The organism is Methanothermobacter defluvii, assembly GCF_003385755.1.
In the GTDB taxonomy this organism is placed as follows: Archaea; Methanobacteriota; Methanobacteria; order Methanobacteriales; family Methanothermobacteraceae; genus Methanothermobacter; species Methanothermobacter thermautotrophicus.
Genome location: NZ_QREL01000002.1, coordinates 39,053 through 58,417, shown reverse-complemented (window position 1 = coordinate 58,417; position 19,365 = coordinate 39,053). Strand labels below are relative to the sequence as shown.

Here is a 19,365-nt window from a genome sequence, read left to right as displayed (position 1 = left end):
TGATGGGGGTGTTATGATTCTTGATTATGATGTTATACTTGCACGCTACGGTGAGGTCGCCATCAAGGGCCCCTCAGTGAGGAGAAGATTCGAAGGAAAACTTCTCCATAACATAAAATCGGCCTTCAGCTGCAGAGCAGAGCTCAGACATGGAAGGATATTCATTTTTCCTGAAGACATGGATGAAGCCCTTGATAGACTCTCAAAGATATTTGGTATTGTGTCATTTTCTCCGGCTGTAACAGCTGAGACGGGTTTTGATAGCATAGAGGATGCACTGAGGGAATACATCGATGAGCTGAGATCTGAGGGTCTCCTCACCAGCAGAACACCCTTCGCCATAAGGTGCCGCAGGGTTGGTGAGCATGATTTCACGAGCCAGGAGATGGCGGCATTTGCTGGGTCAGTTGTTGTGGGGGAGGTCGGTGCTCCGGTTGACCTCGGAAACCCTGACCTGGAGATTCACCTCGAGATAAGGGAGGATGAGACCTACATCTACCACAGGGTGATACCGGGACCCGGGGGTCTTCCTGCAGGGACTCAGGGAAAGGTTGTGGCACTCCTATCAGGGGGCATTGACTCGCCGGTGGCCACCTACCTGATGATGAAGAGGGGATGCCAGGTAGTGGCGGTCCATATGGACAATGCGCCCTTCACAGGTGAGGAAGCAGAGGAGAAGGTTGAAAAGATCGCTGCAAAGCTCGCAGAATACTCTGCAGGTGTTGAATTCAAACTGAGGACCTTCAGTTATGGAAGATATCTTGAAAGCTGTCGTAAGGGGGCTCCCGAGAAGATGACCTGCGTGCTCTGCAAATTCGGGATGTACCATCTTGCAGAGATGGTTGCAGAGGAGGAGGGGGCCCTTGCAATAGTCGATGGGAGCAGCCTTGGTCAGGTGGCATCCCAGACCCTCCCGAACATCCTTGCCACAAGGATGGGTGTGAATATTCCCATTCTGAGCCCCCTGATAGGCATGGATAAGGTGGAGATAGAGAACCTTGCAAAGAGGATAGGCACCTACGATATCTCCGTGATACCGGATGGGGGCTGTAGCGCCGTGCCGGCCCACCCATCAACAGCCTCGCCTCCAGAGGCAGTCATGGAGGCATCTGAGAAGATCAATGTTAAGGAAGAAGTTGCGGAGATCTTCAGGAAGGGCTCAAAGACGAGGATATTCAGCTGATCCACGGAGTAGGGGTGGGTGGATAACTTTTTAAATAATCAGATCCACATTTTATATAAGATCCATTTCATCAACTCACTATCTTCTGGAGGTGTAATACATGAAAACAACCATTAGTGTAATTAAAGCAGACGTTGGAAGTGTAGCCGGTCATGCAGTTGCCCATGAAGCTTTAAAGAAGAAATGCGACGAGATACTGGCCGGCGCAAAGGAGACCGGAATCCTTGAGGATTACTATATAACCAACTGTGGGGACGACATAGACCTCATCATGACCCACAGAAACGGTGAAGAAAACGAGGAGGTCCACCAGACAGCGTGGAATGCTTTCAGGGAAGCGACAGATGTTGCAAGAGGTTTAAAATTGTATGGGGCTGGACAGGATCTCCTTTCAGATACCTTCTCAGGTAACATAAAGGGTATGGGTCCAGGCTGTGCCGAGATGGAGTTCAAGGAGAGGCCAAGCGACCCTGTTATAATCTTCTGCTGCGACAAAACAGAACCGGGTGCCTTTAACCTCCCACTGTTCAGAATGTTTGCTGATCCATTCAACACAGCAGGTCTTGTGATCGATCCATCACTCCACAATGGATACGAATTTGAGGTCTTTGACGTCGTCGAACACAAAAAGGTTACAATGGCATGTCCTGATGAGATGTACGACCTCCTGGCGCTTCTAGGTTCAATCAGCCGCTATGTCATCAAGAGGATACACAGAAGGGACGATGGTGAAATTGCAGCCTCAGTGAGTACAGAGAGGCTGAACCTCATGGCAGGTAAATATATAGGTAAGGACGACCCGGTCGCAATAGTCAGGGCACAGTCCGGATTCCCTGCAGCAGGTGAGGTCGTTGAGCCCTTCGCATTCCCCCACCTCGTCGGCGGATGGATGAGGGGATCCCACAACGGACCACTGATGCCTGTGGCCCAGAGGGATGCAACACCCGTGAGATTCGATGGACCACCAAGGGTCATAGCCCTGGGATTCCAGGTAGCTGACTGCAAGCTTGTTGGACCCGTTGACATGTTTGATGATCCATCCTTTGACCGCTCAAGGCAGCTCGCCTCTGAGGTTGCAGAGTATATGAGGAGGCACGGTCCATTTGAGCCACACAGGCTCCCATCAGATGAGATGGAATACACCTCACTACCAGGTGTGCTTGAAAAACTCGGCGACAGGTTTGAGGATATGGAATGATCTTTCCCTAAGATCTCATATATAATTCCATTTTCAGGAATTCAGGATCTCCTAACCTTTAATTCTTTTTCTCTCCTTCATTATCTCCTGGGGTATGTCAACAACTCTCTCAACAGAATCAACCACAGCACCATCCGCTGTTGCAACAATGCCATCAGATTCCCTGAGCCTCCTGTCCACACAGTCTGAGAGCACGGCGCAGCCTTCAATACCCCTGGACTTCATCAGGTCCTCAACCAGTCCCCTGAGCCTCCCGCTGTGACTCACATTCCTGTCAAAATAGAATATGGCCCTTCCCACCCCTGAATCAGCAAGGAAATCAATTATAAGATCCAGTGCCTTCAGGGTGCTGTCACCCATCCTGTAACTGCCGGAGACGCCCCTTGTATCCCTCAGGAAACCATCCTGAGCCAGGAAAAACTGATCTGTGAGAAGGCTTTCCGTACCTATGAGCACATTGTACCCATCAATAAAAACAGAGGAGCCACGGAGGGAGTTTCGGTTCACCCTGCGGGATCTTCTCCTTGCCACGGTTTCATCTGAGAAGACGCACCTGGCAAGGTAATTTCTATCCTTCCTTCCAAGAAGATAGTGGTTCGCAACGAAGTTCAGGGCCACACGCTTACGGTAACCCCTGTTAAGGAGGTAGCGCAGATCCTCGGCAGCCATTTCAAGGGACATTAACCTCTTCTCTTGGCGATTATTATGAGGGCACGGTCGGAGGCATCCTCAGCCCTGTCTGAAATGTTTGCAACCTTACGGGTTATCTCCTTCATGTCCAGGAACTTGACAACACCTATCCTGTTCTGGCGGTAGGCGGAATACAGGCCAGTTATGATCTTCCTCTCAATTATATCGGCCTCATCCTCAAACCTTTCGATTTCATGAACCTTCCTCATGGCCTCCCCCAGATCAGTTTCAAGGGATTCAACACACTCATGGAGGGCCCTGATGGTCTTTCCTGTAACCTTCATCATAGCCCTGAAGTCATCCCTGAACTCAGCAGGGAATGCGACCTTACCGAGAGACACCGTGAAGGCCGCTGATTCGATAACATCCGCAACCTTGTCTATGCTTTCAACGAGCATTATACGGTCCTCCCTGTCAAATGGGAGGAAGGCACCCTCATAGAATTCGAGTTCCATCTTTCTCCTTATCTCATCCGCCTCATGTTCCTTTATGGCTATCTCCTTTGTGAGTTCGGAGACCAGCCTGCAGTCCCCCCCTGTAGAATGCCTCCATCAGTTCCTCGAACTTCAGGTAGCATTCCATGACCTTTTCAAGGTGCTGACGCCCATGCTTTTCCACTTTACTTTCCTTCAGGAAAAATTTCATTTTATCCCATCATATTATCCTGTGAAGCATCCTGAGGCTGTCGAGAAGGCCATGGGCATAGGTTATGCAGCCGAATGATGTGATGTGGTCCCCCTTCTCAAGGTAGTAGACCGAGTCATCCCTGTAGTTCAGAGCCCTCTCAACGACAGCCTCCTCATCATCACTCAATTTTATGGATTTCATTTCCATTAAATTTTTCTCAAGAAGTTCAAGATCCTTTTCTATACGTTCCCTGCAGTCCATTGAAACACCCCTCCATTATTTCAGCCTTTGCCACACGTAGATCATCCTCTGGATCATGGTAAAGTAACCGAGAGCTGCGAGCACAATAATGGCAGCGTCCATGAACCACGGATGGATAAGGTACCCTGCAAGGGACCCTGCAAGGATTATAATGATTCTCTCAGCCCTTTCAGCGATTCCAATAGCGCATTCAATGCCCAGAGATTCTGCACGGGCCCTCACATAGCTTACCATGAGTCCGGAATGGAGTGCGAGGAGCCCGGTTAGCAGTCCTGTGAATCCCCCCGCCGTTATCCCGATGATGATTATACCATCGGAGAGTCTGTCAAGGGTAGAGTCAAGGAAACCACCGAAGGCTGTGGGCCTGAATCTTCTCCTTGCCACGGCCCCGTCAAGCACATCTATGAATCCACTTGCTGCAAGCAGGGCCGCTCCAGTGATCAGGCTTCCAGATGCATATCCTGCGCTGGCAGCACATGCAACCAGGAAACCCGTCAGTGTTATGTAATCTGCTGGCAGGGCAATTCTATCTGCAATGGGGTCAATGAATCTCCGGATCACCGGTCTGAACTGGTTTAACATGGACTCATTTATATCTGGCACAGATATATATGATTAGGTGTGCAGGTTTTCGTGGTGTGGTGGTTGACATAAAGGTTTGCAATGATCACCCTGCCGGTTTTCGTGGTTGTAGTGGTTGATGTAAAGGTGTTCCGATGCTTATCAGAAAAATTACAAGGAAGAATCCCTCCCCTGACGTTCTTGAGGAGGCAATATCTGTTATGGAGGGGGGAGGGATAGTTATATACCCCACAGACACAATATATGGCCTCGGAGTTAATGCACTGGATGAGGACGCGGTAAGAAGACTCTTCAGGGTCAAGGGTAGGTCACCCCATAAACCGGTATCAATATGTATATCCCGTGTTGATGAGATTCCCAGATTTTCAAGGCCATCCGGGGATGCGATGGAGTTAATGGAGAGGATACTCCCTGGTCCCTACACGGTGGTCCTTGAGAGGAATGAGCTCATCCCCGATGTGATAACAGGAGGATCGTCGAGGGTGGGGATAAGGGTCCCGGACGATGAGATATGCAGACGTATCGCAGCAAGGTTTCCGGTGACAGCCACCAGTGCAAATATATCAGGTAAACCGCCCTCACCAAGGCTAGATGAGATTGTCAGGGACCTGGATGCTGTGGACCTGGTGCTTGATGCAGGGGACTGCACGGACATGGAGCCATCCACTGTGATTGACCTCACAGTAAACCCTCCAAGGGTTCTGAGGATGGGTAAGGGCCCTATTGACCCTGTACTCCTGAGAGGGGCTGGAGATACATGAAGAAATTAAGGGATATGGGTGAAAACCGGAGGATACCCACGGAGTCCTCCATCGACAGGATACTGGGAGGGGGTGTGGAAAGAAGAACCATAACACAGTTCTATGGACCCCCCGGCTCAGGTAAGACCAACATAACCATCAAACTCGCGGTTGAAACTGCAAGGAGGGGTAAAAACACGGTTTTCATTGATACAGAGGGCGGTCTTTCTGTTGAGAGAATAAGACAGGTCTCAGGTGATATATTCGACAGGGTTGCAGATAGCATAATAGTATTTGAACCCTCAAGCTTTACAGAGCAGGGTGAGGCACTTCAGAGGACATTTTCATTCCTCAAAACACATGGGGACTCAACTGACCTGGTGGTCCTTGACTCTGCGGTCGCCCTCTACAGATTGAAGGAGGGCAATGCATCCAGCTTTAACCTTGACCTTGGAAGGCAGATGTTCCTCCTTCTACAGATGGCCAGAAGGTTTGACCTTGCAGCTGTCATAACCAATCAGATATATTCCATTAAAGGGGACGATGGAAGGGAATATGTGAGTCCTGTTGGCGGCACCCTCCTCCGTTACTGGTCCAAGGTCATGGTCGAGCTTGAGATGGGTGAGAGACCTGGTGAGAGATTCGCTGTTCTCAGGAGGCACAGGAATCGTCTGGAGGGTTCCCGTGTGGGGTTCAGGATTGTTGCTGATGGCATTCTATGAACCATGACGGGACTATTTTCAGCCATCTGTAGGACAATATGGCCTGATTTTATTACAGGGGCTCCTCTGGTAAACAAAGTTTATTAAGAGGTTTGTTTAATATGGTATAAGAAACCCTAAAGTGGAGTTTAATTGAGGTTCAGCCTCGGGTAGGTAAGAGAAGCCTTCTTCTCTTTCGCATGGATACTCCTGTGCTGATGTGATAAAATGATTTCTCCTAAAAAATATGCTAAAGCTGCAAAAGTGCCACCAAATGGCTTTAAAACTTCAAATGAGTTTTTTAACTACGTCTTTAAGGACAAAGAAATGATATGGATGGGTCAGAACACCAACCATCTTCATGATCACTCTGAAATAGCGGAAGCCATGATTGAATGCATAAATGAGGGCAGCTACTGCAAGTATCCACCACCTGAAGGCTTTCCTGAGCTTAAGGAACTTGTACTGAAGGATCTGGGCCTTGGTGATGACTTTGAGGCTCTGATAACTGCGGGGGGTACTGAGTCACTCTACCTGTGCATGAACGATATACTTGAACCCGAGGATAATGCCATAACCTGTGACCCGGGCTACCTGATAATTGACAATTTCGCAAGCAGATTTGCATGCAGCGTAAAATCGGTCCCCATATACAGCAGTGAATGTGACTATAAGTTAACACCCGACCTTGTACTTGAAAACATGGACCGCGACACCCGTCTCATATCACTCATAGATCCCCTGAACCCGCTGGGTTCCTCGTATACAAGGGATGAGATAAAGGCATTCGCTGACATAGCTGTGGACCATGACGTTTATCTACTCCACGATATAACCTACAGGGACTTTGCAAGGGAGCACCACCTCGCAGCAGAATATGCACCCGAGCACACGGTTACTGTCTACAGCTTCTCCAAGATATGTGGAATGGCAGGTCTGAGGATAGGTGCAATTGTTGCAACATCAGATATCATTGAATCCGTCAAGGGTATAGTCATAAATGATCTCGGTACAAATGTTGTCTCACAGGCAGGTGCAATTGCAGCCCTCAAATCAAAGGCTAAATGGGTTGAAAGGATACGTAATGAGACCCTCGGTAATCAGAAGATCATTAAGGCCGCCGTCGATGAGGTGGAAGGAGCCTTCCTCCCTGTTTATCCATCAAATGGTAACATGATGGCCATCGACGTATATGAAACAGGGGTTAATCCCGTTGACCTTACAGACTACCTGCTTAAGCGGAAGATCTTCGTGAGGCAGGGCGCCTACACCAGCAAGATATTTGGTGATAGGTACATACGCCTCAGCTTCTCAATACCAAGAGAGCAGGTCGAGATATTCGCTGAGAACTTTGTGGATGTCATGGAATTCCTGAGGCCATCCTGATAACCCTTTCTTTTTTCAGGCCTTTAGAATTTAATAAGCAGATGTCTTTGAGGTAATATGCATCTGCTGATCTTCTGAATATTCTCTTCAACAGCTATTCACAGGATATCCAGATTGCTGGCGTTCAGGGGCGATTAATCGATTAGACCCTCTAAAGTACCCTGTTTTCAGACCGGTTTTAAAAAAGGAGTTGTGAGGGACCGCTCCAGGGCCCCCCTAAGTCGCTGTTTATTCTGTTTTCAGATAGTAATACTCACCAAGTTCCTTCTGCTCCCTGTCAAGGAAACTTCCAGGCTTGTTGACCCTTGGCCTTCTCGTCTCCTTGTCCCTCCGGAAGGTTATGCCCACCTCCCCGAGGAAGGCGTTCATGGCCTCTCTGAGCTCTGTGGGAGCTGACGCATGTCCCTCCACTCCTGGCATTCCACTGAAGACCATGGCCCTGTCTGATACATAGTCAATGAATATTATATCATGGTCTATGATCATTGCAGAGGAATTACTCCCCTCAATGATCCTCCTTATGGCCTTGGCAGCCATCAGGCGCTGTTCAACGTCAAGGAAGGCTGTCGGCTCGTCAAGAACATAGAGATCAGCTTCTCTGGAGAGTGCAACAGCAACAGCAAGGCGCTGCAGCTCACCACCACTCAGCCCACTCACAGGTTTATCAAGTATCTCCTCCAGGTTGAAGGGCCTCATGATCTCGCTTTTGAAGAGATTTGAACCATATGATGGGGCGTTGGCATAGAGAAATTCCTCAACGGTTCCTGTGTAGTCTGATGAGAGGTACTGTGGCTTGTAGGATATCTTTATCTTCTTTTTAACCTTCCCCTCATCTGGTTTTTCAACACCTGCAAGGATCTTGGCGAAGGTTGTTTTACCTATACCGTTGGGTCCGAAGGCCGTGATCACCTCATTGAGGTAAATGGTGCCCTCATCCACATCAAGTTTAAATTCAGGGTATGCCCTGCTGAGGGCTGTGTACTCTGCAAGTATGTCACCCTCCTCCCCGACCCTTGGGGGTTTCACCTTGAATTCTATCTCATGTTTACGGAATCTGACGTTCTCCTCCCTTAGGAAGCCCCTTATGTATGTGTTGATACCGACACGCACACCCCTCCGGTTGGATACGACCCCGTAGGCACCGGGTTTACCGTAGAGGATATGGACGTAGTCTGACATTGCATCGAGGGCGGCCATGTCATGCTCTATCACCATGACAGACTTACCTGCCTCTGCAAGGGACCTTATTACCTTCACTGCATTGAGCCTCTGCCTAACGTCAAGCCAGGATGTTGGTTCGTCGAAGTAGTAGAAGTCTGCCTCCCTCAGTGCCGCGGCTGCAATGGCCACACTCTGGAGCTCCCCTCCGCTGAGGTTTGAAATCTCCCTGCCCATTATTTCCTGTATCTCGAGGGTTTCAATGACCTCATCGGTCCTGTCCGAGTCTATACCTGTTAGAAGATCCTCAACCTTCCCCTTAACATAGCGGGGGATCCTGTCTACCATCTGGGGCTTATGGACAACACTTATTTCTCCTTTACTCAGTCTCTGGAAGTAATTCTGGAGCTGGGACCCCCTGAAATGGTTTATTATTTCGTCCCAGCCCGGAGGGTCCTGGAAGTCACCCAGGTTCGGCCGCAGTTCCCCTGACAGTATCCTTACGATGGTGGATTTGCCGATACCGTTGGGCCCTATTAGTCCAACAACGTCTCCGGAGGTGACTGCTGGAATCCCAAAGAGTTCAAACTGGTTCTGCCCGTAACGGTGCACAGGGTTTTCAAGTGCCTCCGGGAGGTTGATAACACTTATTGCCTTGAAAGGACATCTCTTTGTGCATATACCGCATCCCGAGCACAGCTCCTCGGATATTATGGGCTTCTTTGTCTTTTCGTCGATTGTTATTGTGTCCTCATCCATCCTCACGCCTGGACAGTATTCTATGCAGACGTAGTTGCATTTCTTTGGCTGACACCTATCATGATCGAGTATTGAGATTCTGGTCAATTCTATCACCATGGATACTGGGATGAAAAAATCAGTCCTGGAATGATTATGGTTTCTCCGGTTAATAAGGTTACTTAAACCAGGAGGGAAACGCATCCCCTCTGAAGGAAAAAAGCGGTGAAAAAATTAAAAATAAGAAATATCTGACCGTCTATAACTTTTTAGCGGCCAGTTCTATGTCTGATGCTTTAACAGTTTTTCTGCCGGCGTGCTTTGCAAGTTTAACAGCTTCTTTTGCTATTTCTTCGCCTTTTTCTTCCAGAATCTTTGCAAGTGCTTCCCTTGCGTCGTCGCTTATTCTCTGGGCACCGGCATTTTTTATGATTCTCCCAACTGGTGCTATGGGTAATTCGGCCATAATATCACCTCAGTTCTATATTTAACTCAATAGTATTTAAATTTATCGTTTTTTCGGCTCTTTTTTGCATCCATATCATGATTCTATATCACTCAGCCTCGGAGAATTTCACTGTAACACTAACACACACCGGTTGCTGTGTAAGGATCATGATGGTTAACATGTGCATCAGATGGTTGCTGGTAGCTTCCCGTTTCCTCAGCTTGGAAATCATTATTAGCGGTAAGGAAGATAGAACCCACTGGTGGGAAAATGAAACAGGTCATAATAGTGAGATCCGATCTGAAGATGGGGAAGGGTAAAATAGCAGCCCAGGCCTGTCATGCTTCCATAGGATCATTTAAAAGGACTGAAGAGGATAAAATAAGAAAATGGGAACTTGAAGGCTCAAAGAAGGTCATTGTTTCTGTGAATAGTCTTGATGAACTGCTTGAGATATACAGGGCTGTTAAGGAGGCGGGAATCTCAAACTACCTGGTGAGGGATGCAGGACACACCCAGATACCAGCGGGCACCATAACCTGCCTTGGGATAGGGCCCGATGACGATGAGAAGATAGATAAAATAACAGGTGATCTGAAGCTGCTTTAGCTGTGAGGTCCTTCCAGCAGATTAATCAGGTGTTTACCATGGAGTGGGTTGTTAAGATAGGTGGAAGCCTTTTTCCAGAACATGCCGCAGCCCTCCTTGAGAGCCTTGAGGGTACCGGTGCGGCTGTGGTCTGTGGTGGGGGTGCCTTTGCAGATATGGTGCGATACCATGATAGGAAATTCGGGTTTTCTGATACTGCAAATCATGAGGCAGCCATAATGTGCATGGACATAACTGGAAGGCTCATTTCAGATCTTGTGGAATCAGCAGTCCCTGTGAGGACTGTTACAGATTGCAGAGAAGCTATCAAGAGGGGTTTAACCCCAGTTATACTTCCTTCGGGGCTTCTGCGTTACACTGACCCGGCTGAACATTCATGGAGGGTTACCTCTGATTCCCTCTCACTCATGATCGCCCATATGCTGAAAGCGAAACTTTTAATAGCAACAGATGTAGATGGTATATACACTGAGAGGCCACCTGCCAGTGATGCTAAACTTATAAATGATATAAGTGCTAAAGACTTACTATCTTTTGGTGAGACATCAGTGGATGAAGCACTACCTGAACTTCTGATTGAACTGAAATCTGATTGTTATGTTGTAAATGGGAAATATCCCTCCAGGGTGCTGTCCATTTTAAGGGCAGGTGCTTCGGAATGTGTATGTACAGTTATAAGAGGTGATTAGATGACCAAGATGGAATGCACATCCTGTAAACAGGAGATACCTCTGGTTGAGACCTATGTGAAATTTGAATGCCCAATGTGCGGTGAGATGATCTACAGGTGCCAGAAGTGCAGGACCTTCGGCCACACCTACAGGTGCAAGTGTGGATTCGAGGGACCATAGGAAAAATATATAAATCAGTATTAATTTAATACTTTCTAGGGAGGTATTATTATGGGAGATGTAGTAGCCACCATAAAGGTGATGCCTGAGAGCCCTGATGTTGATCTTGAGGCCCTTAAAAAGGAGATCCAGGAAAGAATACCTGAGGGTACAGAACTTCACAAAATAGACGAGGAACCCATAGCATTCGGTCTCGTGGCCCTCAATGTTATGGTTGTTGTTGGTGACGCCGAGGGCGGAACAGAGGCTGCTGAGGAGAGCCTTTCCGGGATTGAGGGTGTCAGCAATATAGAGGTTACTGATGTAAGAAGGCTGATGTGATCTTGCCTTTCCTGTATTGCAGCAGGTTAGTGATGTAAGAAGGCTGATGTGATCTTAACGCCTTTCTTACACACTTCAGATCATCTCAGGTGATGGGGATAATTGAAATCCTTTTTGCCTGTCTTCTTGGAGTCATAACCGGTGCTTTGACGGGTCTGATCCCGGGTATCCATGTTAATACCGTTGGGGCGTTCATTTTTGCAGCATCAGGCCAGATTCTGGGTTTCCTCCCGGAGGAGGTTCTGGCTGTTTTTTTATTATCAGTCTCTGTAACCCACGCCCTCCTTGAGTTCATACCCTCAACCCTGCTGGGGGTTCCGGATGAGGCAACAGCCCTATCCGTTCTCCCGGGGCACCGTATGGTGCTTGAGGGGAGGGCTGGTGAGGCAATAAGGGCTGCAACAGTTGGTGGTGTTGGCGGAATCCTGCTGACCATAATCCTTTTACCATTTCTCCTCCTGGCGTTACCACCCCTCTATGGATTTATCAGACCGCACATCTGGTTAATCCTCATACTTGTTTCGGGTTACATGATGCTTAAGCTCAGCAGGAATTTTGAAACACTGCTCTGGGCAGTTATACTCTTTCTTTTCTCAGGGGCGATGGGGTGGATTATTTTCCAGGCACCAATATCCCCGGGACTTGGTCTGATGACCCTGTTCACAGGTTTCTTTGGTCTCAGCACCATGACCTACAGTTTCAGTTCGGGATCATATCTACCTGAGCAGGAAATAGAGCCATTCACAGAGTTTGATGGTGCCACCGCCAGGTCTGTTCTTGCAGGTGGACTTGCATCCATCCTTCTGGGATTCCTACCAGGATTTGGACCCGCCCAGGGCGGAATGATAGCATGTTCCCTCACGGGTTCGGGAGGAGAGGATTCACCAGGGGACTTCATAACTGCACTTTCATGCCTTAACACCTCGGATGCACTCTTTTCCCTGCTGACACTCTACATAATTGGAAACCCCAGAAGCGGCATTGCTGTCTACATATCCCAGATCATGCAGGATATCGACGCCGGCCATATCTTCCTTTTCATATCAGCCTCCCTCCTGGCAGTATCCCTGGCGGCTGTAATATCCATCAGGGCCGGTGATTATCTCTGCACCAATCTCTCAGGAATCAATTACGGAAAAATTTCACTGGTGGTCATGCTCTTCATGACGGCATCCGTATTCGTTTTTGCAGTCATGGAGGGGGCCAGCATACCCTTCATTTTTCTGACACTTATAGCATCAACGTCCTTTGGACTAATACCCCACTGTACCGGTACAAGCAAATCCCATCTCATGGGTGTACTCGTTATCCCGGCAGTGGCGGTCTACATGGGTATCTAGAGTGTATTCAGCATCAGATTTATCTTATCAGAAGGGTGTTTTCTGCAAGTCTCTTTGCAGCATCAATAAATTCGCGGGGATCAACACCAGGGAAGGGGTCCACAATGCAGAGATCAAACCTCTCATCAATGAGATCTGGCAGTTCCCTTATATCCCGGTTGTAGACCCTGAACCCTTCATTGAATCCATTGACCCTCAGGTTCAGGCGGGTCATCTCACAGGCTTCCCTCCAGATATCATTGAATACAACGTTCCGGGCACCGGCCATAAGGGAGAATATCCCCAGGGTCCCCGGGCCGCATGTTGCATCCAGCACGTTCTCAGGGCGCAGTGAGAGTATCTCACGCGCAGCAGGCTGAATCTTCAGGTTCTTTCCGGATGAAAACTCTATGTGGAGTCTGCTCTGCCTCCTGTATATTGATAGAGCTCCGAAAGGTGTTTCAATGATGTCACACCTCATATCGCAACCCGCAAGGAGCTCATATAAATGGGGTCTGGTGCCGGAGTCCATCATCCCGGGAACAGTGCGCATATCACCCCTTAAAACACCCTTGACCTCTGGAACGTCTTCCATGATTGTTTCAGCGGTTCCTTTATCAACCTGGGGTGATAAAATAACAAGCGAGCGCTCTGGAAGGAATGGTGCAGATTCAAGGGGTAAAGCTGGAGTTATCAGGGGAGCCCCGATATCCCTGAGTCTGGCATCTTCAGGTACACATCCCTCCCTTATCATAATCCCTGCGACATGGGCCATGACAGCGTCAAGATGCCTCCGGCCACATTCACAAATCCTGAGAACTGAACCGGATACGCCCTTAACGGGTCTGAACTTACTCAGGTGGGGGTCAATGCACCCATCGCAGGGGCTGTAGATATCAACACCGCCCCTGTAGGCAGGGAGGTCCTCCCCACAGACGGGACACCTTGCTGACATACACTTAAATATTATCCTCCACATATTAAAGGTTGAGTACTATGAGGGATAAGCGGAAGGAAATTCTGAAGGAGATCCTCGGGGAATTTGCAGCGGATGATGAAGAACCACCCCGTGAGGAAAGGAAGGAGAGACAGGCGGAATCAGAATTCAAGGTCGAAAAGGTACTTGAGAAGCCCAAGCCAAAACCAGCCTCTCCACGGGTTGATTTAAAGGACGTTGAGATAATTGAGGGAGACCTCATACCCCAGTACAAGGTTTCCCTTCCCAAGTTCTCTGAGAAGGAGAGGGAGCTCCTCAATGAGATCCGGGAAAAACTGGTTGAGGTCGCAGTCTCCAAGGGTGAAGAGTTCAGAATAGATGAATCCACCTTCATGTCTGAGGTTAAGGAGTTCCTCAGGATGAAGGGAGTTCGTAATGTTGACAAACTGGCAAAGCAGATATCCCAGGAGATGCTGGGGTACGGTGAACTGGACCCCCTAATAAAGGACGATGACCTTGAGGAGATAATGGTAATAGGTGTCAAAAAACCGGTATTCGTCTACCACAGGAAGCTTGGTATGATGATTACCAATGTCGTCTTCAACAACGATGACGACATAAAGGCCATCGTCGACCTCATCGCAAGGCAGGTCAACAGGCGTATAGACCAGCAGACCCCAATACTTGATGCGAGGCTCCCCGATGGTTCAAGGGTCAATGCAACAATACCCCCGGTTTCTCCAGATGGTTCCACCCTCACCATCCGAAAATTCAGGAAGGATCCCTTCACTGTTGTTGACCTCATAAACTTCAAGACCATGTCATCCCACCTTGCAGCCTTCCTCTGGGTATGCACAGATGGGCTGGGTGTGAAACCATGCAACGCCATAGTGGCGGGGGGTACCGGGTCCGGTAAAACAACAACCCTGAACACAGTATCTGCATTCGTGCCTCCGACCGAGCGTATAATAACCATCGAGGATACCCTGGAGCTTCAGCTACCCCACACCCATGTACTCAGGATGGAGACAAGGCCACCCAACATAGAGGGTAAGGGGGAACTTGACATGGACACCCTCGTCAAGAACTCCCTCCGTCAGAGGCCCGACAGGGTCATTGTGGGGGAGGTGAGGGGCAGTGAGGCCATAACCCTATTCACAGCCCTCAACACAGGTCACAGTGGATTCGGGACACTCCACGCCAACACAGCAAGGGAAACCATAACCCGTCTCATAAACCCGCCCATGAATGTCCCCAGGATCATGATACCTGCCCTGGACTTCATAATAATGCAGAACAGGATGTACAGGCCGGAGGGCGGCTCCATAAGGAGGATAACTGAGGTCGCCGAGGTCGTGGGTATGGAGGAGGGTAACGTCCAGCTCAACAGGGTCTTTGAGTGGAACAGCGTGGCTGATAAGGTTGAATATGTTGGTATAGCCAGCCAGACCCTCCGGGAGATAGCGGAACTGAGGGCCATAAGCATAAATGAAATCGAGGAGGAAATTGAGAGGAGGAGGCTCGTCCTTGAATACATGGCCGATGAGAATATAAGGAGCATAGATGAGGTGGGACGTTACATCCATGAATACTACAGGGACCCGGACGGTGTCCTGGACAGCATACTCTGAGGCGTATATAATGGTCTCCATCAGGGATATATTTGACAAACTTGGCGGCATAACACTCACATCCACAAAGAAGGTGGGTGAGGGTGTCCAGAAGCCGGTTCAGAAGATGGGTGAAATAAAGCCGAAGGCACCCCCCATTGGAAGGCCAGGAGGACTTCTGAAGAGGAGTTCAGAGAAACCAAAGCCAGGATTTCTCTCAAGGAGGGGTTCCGCCCGCGTTATAAGCCGCATGAAAATGACTCCTGAGGAGATAGAGGTCTTCAAGGGACTCATAGAAGCAGATAAGAGGCTGGAGGGGAGGGGTGAGGACAGTGCGACTCGTGCCAGCTTTGAGAGGGCGTCCCTTGAGGAACTCCTGAAGGAGGAGGAGAAGGAAAAGCTTGACCCTAAACTCATAATGATCCTTGGAGGTGGATCAGGAGCGGTCCTCCTGGTGGTGATGGTCCTCCTTGGATTTGGAATTGAGATAGGCCTTGCAATGATGCTTGCTGTTCTTTTCATGGCGATAATTATAATTTTCCTCCCGAACCTCCAGAGGGGTAAACGTTCAAGTGAGGCTTCAAGGGAACTTCCCTTCGCCCTCCGTCAGATGGCAACCGAGCTCAAATCCGGCCTCGGGCTCCATGACAGTATGAGATCAGTCGCAATGTCAGGCTACGGGGCACTCTCTGAGGAGTTTGCAAGGACCCTTGAGGAGATCAAGTATGGTGAGACAACAGAGAATGCACTCATTGAGATGAGTAACCGCATAGAATCTGATGGGCTTAAGAGGGCGGTTTACCAGATCACAAGGACCCTCAACAGTGGGGGGGACCTATCAAAGACCCTGAATGTTATAGCCGATGATATTGCCTATGAAATGAGGATGAAGCTCAAGGACTATTCACAGAAGCTTAATTCATTCACAATGATATACATGTTCCTGGCGATCCTCGGGCCTGTGATATTCCTTGTCATGCTTCTTGCAGCCGCCACGGTCATGGGTTCAGTTCTACCACCCATAGCCATAATAATGATATACCTGTTCCTTTTCCCCATGCTCGTGGGGTTCATGGCCTTCATGATCAAAAGACTTGAGCCAAAGCTCTAGCATCTGGTCGACAGCCACATTAATTTTTTGGCAGCTCTGATGGATATCTGAGTTCTGGATCAATTTTTTAGAACTTTAATTTACTGAAAAAAGGTTATCCAGGCATTTGAAGCTCTGGATCAATTTTGCACAGCTTTTCACTGTTCCTTCAGGGCGTGGAGGAGTTCATGGTATTTCTTCTCACCAAGGAGGTGGATGAGCCTGTGCTGTTTCTCTTCACCCAGAAAATGGAGCAGTCTGTGGTATGCATCTCCACCCAGGAGGTGGAGGAGTTCATGGTAGGTTTCCTCCACAGTCAGCTTCACATCAACTTCGAAACCAGCCATCCTGAGACGGTTCAGCAGATCAGCCGTCCTTGGAAGCCTTAAACTGGCCCTCCTGATTAGTTCAGCATCCCTGAATATCTCCAGGGGTGTACCCTCTGCAATGAGTTCGCCACTGTTAAGGACAAAGACCCTCTCTGCAAACTCACTTATTATTTCAACGTCATGGGAGGAAATCATGACCGTTATGCCCTCCCTGCTCAGTTCAAGGAGTATCCTGATTATACCATCGGCTGTCTCCGGGTCCAGACCGGTTGTTGGCTCGTCAAGTACCATGATCTCAGGCTTCATTGCAAGTATACCGGCGATGGCCACCCTCTTCTTTTCCCCGCCGCTCAGGTGGTGTGGTGCCCGGTTCTCATAGCCGCTCATACCAACCTTTTCCAGTGATTCAGCCACCCTCTCCTCAACCTCATCCTCAGGAAGGCCGAGATTCATGGGTCCAAAGGCAACATCCTCCCTGACTGTTGGTGAGAATAGCTGGTCATCAGGGTTCTGAAAGACTATTCCGACCTTCTGCCGGATCTTAATCAGTTCATCCTTGCTGTACTCTACCCTTTCACCATCAATTATGACCTCACCGGCAGCTGGTTTCAGTATGCCGTTTAGGTGCAGAAAAAGTGTTGATTTGCCTGCCCCGTTGGGCCCTATAACAGCAACCCTTTCACCCCTCTCCACCTTCATGTTGATACCCCTGAGGGCTGGTGTGCCGTCCGGGTAGCTGTAGCTTAAATCCCTGAGCTCGATCATCCAATCACCAGTAGCCGAGCTGGAGTATATGGAGCAGCGCGAGTATAAAGATGTTTGCGGCTGCAAAGAGGACATCCCACCTGCCAAGGGTGCTTCTTGCAGTGTACATCTGACTGTCCTGACTGTACCCACGGCTCAGCATGCTGAGGTACACCCTTTCCCCCTGCTCATATGCCCTCAGGAACATCATTGCAATGGTCTCACCCACCTTCCTGAGCCTCCAGCTATAGGATGTCCTTTTATTCCATATATCAAAGCAGCGGGTCTTCTGTGCGTTCCTTATCCTCTCAAGTTCATCATAGAAGAAGAACAGGTACCTTACTGTGAGGTTGAGCAGCATTGCGAAGTCTGAGGGGACACCGATTCTCCTTGCTGAGCCAACCAGTTCCTGCATTGATGTTGTTGATGATAGAAGGATCACTGCTGTCACGCTCACGGTTACCTTTCCTAAGAGCAGGGCACCGAAGATCAGTCCCTCCAGTGTCACATCCATACCCAGGGGGCCGGTCCAGATAACAGTCCCTGGCCGTATGAAGGGCTGGAAGAGTGCAATGAAACCTCCGAAGGGGAGTATAAGGATTATGCGCTTAAGGGCGTATGATGGTGATACATTTGATAGGAGTATAAGCAGGAGGAGGTAGGCCTCCATCAAGATCAGTGTAACCACGCTGCTGGCTGAAACAGCGAAGGCTATAATTATGAAGGTTATTATGAGTTTGATACGCCCATCAAGCCTGTGGATTGAGCTCTCCTTGAGGCTCTCCCTCTCGATGTTTATGAGGTCTTCCATTCGACTTCACCAGAAAAAATTAATTGGGAGGATCACTCCTCTCCTCCCTCTTCACCTGCAGCTTCCCTGCCCCTGAAAACTGCGCCAACACCGTAGGCTATGGCCAGTACCAGGATCGTACCGATTACCATTGAAACGACACCACCAAAGGGACTGTCACCCAGCGCCGGGAGGGTGTAGTCTGGTAGCGGTGACTCAAGGACGGGTTCTGTTTCAGGGTTTGGCATCACCTTCTCGGCGGTGCTCTCAAGGCCGTCCGGGTTTGGTGAGGCAAGGAACGGTGCCAGCACAGCTATTATGAGGGCAATTATTATGCCGGCAGTCATGAATTTTTTGTCTCGGGCATTCATTTTGATAACACCTCGGCACCTTTCTTTCCCCAGTCCCTCAGGGAGAAAAGATCAGGGCGGCTGCTCTGAATTGCAAGAACAACCACGACGGTTATTGCAGCCTCTATGAGGCCTATGACTGCGTGGTAGAGTCCCATCATCCAGAGTCCCTGTACGAGGGGGAATGTTCCTGCTATCCACATCTCCACTGCACAGGCAATGGCTGCAAGGAATATTGATGACCATGATGCCACAATCACTGCAGGTATTTCACCTGCAGATCTCAGTGCCCTGAAGAGGTAGTAACCGGTGAAACCTCCAATTATACCCATGTTGAAGATGTTCGCACCCAGTGCCGTTATTCCTCCGTCACCGAAGATGAGTCCCTGCAGTATCAGTACAATTGAGAGAAGCAGGACAGCCGCCCAGGGACTTGCAAATATTATTGCAACAAGGGCAGCTCCAACCATGTGACCGCTGGTACCCCAGGGTATCGGTATGTTCATCGCCTGTATTGCAAATATTCCCGCTGCAAGAACAGCAAACAGTGGTATCTGCCTTTCTTTAAGATCCCTTCCAGCCCACTGCATGCTGAAGTAGAGGGCTACAAGGGCAATAAGCCAGTACACAAGGTACTGTGGGAATGGTATGAAACCATCTGGAATATGCAAGCTATTCGCCTCCTTAATCTTTTTTTATAATT

Annotated in this window: 24 protein-coding genes; 12 read left to right on the top strand and 12 right to left on the bottom strand. The window is 49.1% G+C overall.

What is annotated here, in order from left to right:
- Positions 1-13: 13 nt before the first annotated feature.
- The gene (thiI, locus tag C7452_RS06115; RefSeq protein ID WP_115892587.1) at positions 14-1,183 is read left to right on the top strand and encodes a tRNA uracil 4-sulfurtransferase ThiI; all 1,170 of its coding nucleotides are present in this window, start codon (positions 14-16) and stop codon (positions 1,181-1,183) included.
- 100 nt (positions 1,184-1,283) lie between these two features.
- Positions 1,284-2,381 (top strand): fructose-1,6-bisphosphate aldolase/phosphatase, encoded by a 1,098-nt coding sequence (fbp, locus tag C7452_RS06110; RefSeq protein ID WP_010877293.1) that lies wholly within the window; start codon positions 1,284-1,286, stop codon positions 2,379-2,381.
- A gap of 51 nt (positions 2,382-2,432) precedes the next feature.
- Here the strand turns inward: fbp and C7452_RS06105 are convergent, their stop codons facing one another.
- The 5 genes from C7452_RS06105 to pgsA are packed head-to-tail and all read right to left on the bottom strand — an operon-like array spanning position 2,433 to position 4,541.
- Positions 2,433-3,062 (bottom strand): DUF434 domain-containing protein, encoded by a 630-nt coding sequence (locus tag C7452_RS06105; RefSeq protein WP_115892586.1) that lies wholly within the window; start codon positions 3,060-3,062, stop codon positions 2,433-2,435.
- Positions 3,062-3,562: a TIGR00153 family protein gene (locus C7452_RS06100; protein WP_281270467.1), complete on the bottom strand. Its 501-nt coding sequence runs from the start codon at positions 3,560-3,562 to the stop codon at positions 3,062-3,064. The genes C7452_RS06105 and C7452_RS06100 overlap by 1 nt, the downstream gene beginning before the upstream one ends.
- Positions 3,549-3,716, bottom strand: coding sequence for a DUF47 family protein (locus tag C7452_RS09245; RefSeq protein WP_281270446.1), 168 nt, complete (start codon positions 3,714-3,716; stop codon positions 3,549-3,551). The genes C7452_RS06100 and C7452_RS09245 overlap by 14 nt, the downstream gene beginning before the upstream one ends.
- A 9-nt stretch (positions 3,717-3,725) precedes the next feature.
- Positions 3,726-3,959 carry a DUF357 domain-containing protein gene (locus C7452_RS06095; protein WP_010877297.1) on the bottom strand — a complete coding sequence of 78 codons (234 nt, stop codon included), beginning with the start codon at positions 3,957-3,959 and terminating at the stop codon, positions 3,726-3,728.
- A 15-nt stretch (positions 3,960-3,974) separates the two neighbouring features.
- Positions 3,975-4,541: an archaetidylinositol phosphate synthase gene (gene pgsA, locus C7452_RS06090; protein ID WP_170130315.1), complete on the bottom strand. Its 567-nt coding sequence runs from the start codon at positions 4,539-4,541 to the stop codon at positions 3,975-3,977.
- A 134-nt stretch (positions 4,542-4,675) separates the two neighbouring features.
- Here pgsA and C7452_RS06085 point away from each other — a divergent pair, with 134 nt between their 5' ends.
- The 3 genes from C7452_RS06085 to C7452_RS06075 all read left to right on the top strand — a co-directional run bounded on the left by C7452_RS06085 (position 4,676) and on the right by C7452_RS06075 (position 7,368).
- Positions 4,676-5,302, top strand: a complete 627-nt coding sequence (locus C7452_RS06085) for an L-threonylcarbamoyladenylate synthase (protein WP_115892584.1) — start codon at positions 4,676-4,678, stop codon at positions 5,300-5,302.
- Entirely contained in the window at positions 5,299-6,003 is a 705-nt protein-coding gene (radB, locus tag C7452_RS06080) for a DNA repair and recombination protein RadB (RefSeq protein WP_115892583.1), read from the top strand. Before C7452_RS06085 ends, radB begins: the two co-directional genes overlap by 4 nt.
- Positions 6,004-6,210: 207 nt before the next feature.
- Positions 6,211-7,368 (top strand): pyridoxal phosphate-dependent aminotransferase, encoded by a 1,158-nt coding sequence (locus C7452_RS06075; RefSeq protein WP_115892582.1) that lies wholly within the window; start codon positions 6,211-6,213, stop codon positions 7,366-7,368.
- Between the two features lie 228 nt (positions 7,369-7,596).
- On the opposite strand, the gene C7452_RS06070 is transcribed toward C7452_RS06075, so the two are convergent.
- A complete protein-coding gene (locus C7452_RS06070) occupies positions 7,597-9,372 on the bottom strand; it encodes a ribosome biogenesis/translation initiation ATPase RLI (RefSeq protein WP_115892581.1) in 1,776 nt (591 codons plus the stop codon).
- Positions 9,373-9,523: 151 nt separating this feature from the next.
- Positions 9,524-9,730 (bottom strand): histone HmtA2, encoded by a 207-nt coding sequence (gene hmtA2 / locus C7452_RS06065; protein ID WP_010877303.1) that lies wholly within the window; start codon positions 9,728-9,730, stop codon positions 9,524-9,526.
- A gap of 252 nt (positions 9,731-9,982) precedes the next feature.
- Here hmtA2 and pth2 point away from each other — a divergent pair, with 252 nt between their 5' ends.
- The 5 genes from pth2 (at position 9,983) to C7452_RS06040 (ending at position 12,833) form a co-directional block, all read left to right on the top strand.
- Positions 9,983-10,321, top strand: coding sequence for an aminoacyl-tRNA hydrolase (gene pth2 / locus C7452_RS06060; protein ID WP_010877304.1), 339 nt, complete (start codon positions 9,983-9,985; stop codon positions 10,319-10,321).
- Between the two features lie 38 nt (positions 10,322-10,359).
- Positions 10,360-11,010: an amino acid kinase family protein gene (locus tag C7452_RS06055; protein WP_048061123.1), complete on the top strand. Its 651-nt coding sequence runs from the start codon at positions 10,360-10,362 to the stop codon at positions 11,008-11,010.
- On the top strand, positions 11,011-11,172 hold the full coding sequence (locus C7452_RS06050) for a zinc finger domain-containing protein (RefSeq protein ID WP_010877306.1): 162 nt from the start codon (positions 11,011-11,013) through the stop codon (positions 11,170-11,172).
- 51 nt (positions 11,173-11,223) lie between these two features.
- Positions 11,224-11,493, top strand: a complete 270-nt coding sequence (locus tag C7452_RS06045) for an elongation factor 1-beta (RefSeq protein WP_010877307.1) — start codon at positions 11,224-11,226, stop codon at positions 11,491-11,493.
- A 92-nt stretch (positions 11,494-11,585) separates the two neighbouring features.
- A complete protein-coding gene (locus C7452_RS06040) occupies positions 11,586-12,833 on the top strand; it encodes a tripartite tricarboxylate transporter permease (protein WP_245942876.1) in 1,248 nt (415 codons plus the stop codon).
- A 19-nt stretch (positions 12,834-12,852) separates the two neighbouring features.
- Here the strand turns inward: C7452_RS06040 and C7452_RS06035 are convergent, their stop codons facing one another.
- Positions 12,853-13,767, bottom strand: a complete 915-nt coding sequence (locus C7452_RS06035; protein ID WP_245942875.1) for a 50S ribosomal protein L11 methyltransferase — start codon at positions 13,765-13,767, stop codon at positions 12,853-12,855.
- 41 nt (positions 13,768-13,808) lie between these two features.
- On the opposite strand from C7452_RS06035, the gene C7452_RS06030 reads away from it, so the two are divergent.
- Both C7452_RS06030 and C7452_RS06025 read left to right on the top strand, forming a co-directional pair.
- Positions 13,809-15,380 carry a CpaF family protein gene (locus tag C7452_RS06030; protein ID WP_115892578.1) on the top strand — a complete coding sequence of 524 codons (1,572 nt, stop codon included), beginning with the start codon at positions 13,809-13,811 and terminating at the stop codon, positions 15,378-15,380.
- Positions 15,313-16,470: a type II secretion system F family protein gene (locus C7452_RS06025; protein ID WP_245942874.1), complete on the top strand. Its 1,158-nt coding sequence runs from the start codon at positions 15,313-15,315 to the stop codon at positions 16,468-16,470. Before C7452_RS06030 ends, C7452_RS06025 begins: the two co-directional genes overlap by 68 nt.
- Before the next feature lie 137 nt (positions 16,471-16,607).
- Here the strand turns inward: C7452_RS06025 and C7452_RS06020 are convergent, their stop codons facing one another.
- Genes C7452_RS06020 through cbiM form a run of 4 tightly spaced genes read right to left on the bottom strand, consistent with a single transcriptional unit; the run spans position 16,608 to position 19,333 of the window.
- Positions 16,608-17,543, bottom strand: coding sequence for an ATP-binding cassette domain-containing protein (locus C7452_RS06020; protein WP_115892576.1), 936 nt, complete (start codon positions 17,541-17,543; stop codon positions 16,608-16,610).
- Positions 17,544-17,547: 4 nt separating this feature from the next.
- Complete coding sequence (cbiQ, locus tag C7452_RS06015) at positions 17,548-18,333, bottom strand: cobalt ECF transporter T component CbiQ (RefSeq protein WP_115892575.1); 786 nt, start codon at positions 18,331-18,333, stop codon at positions 17,548-17,550.
- A gap of 32 nt (positions 18,334-18,365) precedes the next feature.
- Positions 18,366-18,683, bottom strand: a complete 318-nt coding sequence (locus C7452_RS06010) for a PDGLE domain-containing protein (RefSeq protein WP_048176241.1) — start codon at positions 18,681-18,683, stop codon at positions 18,366-18,368.
- A complete protein-coding gene (gene cbiM, locus C7452_RS06005; protein WP_115892574.1) occupies positions 18,680-19,333 on the bottom strand; it encodes a cobalt transporter CbiM in 654 nt (217 codons plus the stop codon). The genes C7452_RS06010 and cbiM overlap by 4 nt, the downstream gene beginning before the upstream one ends.
- Positions 19,334-19,365: the final 32 nt, after the last annotated feature.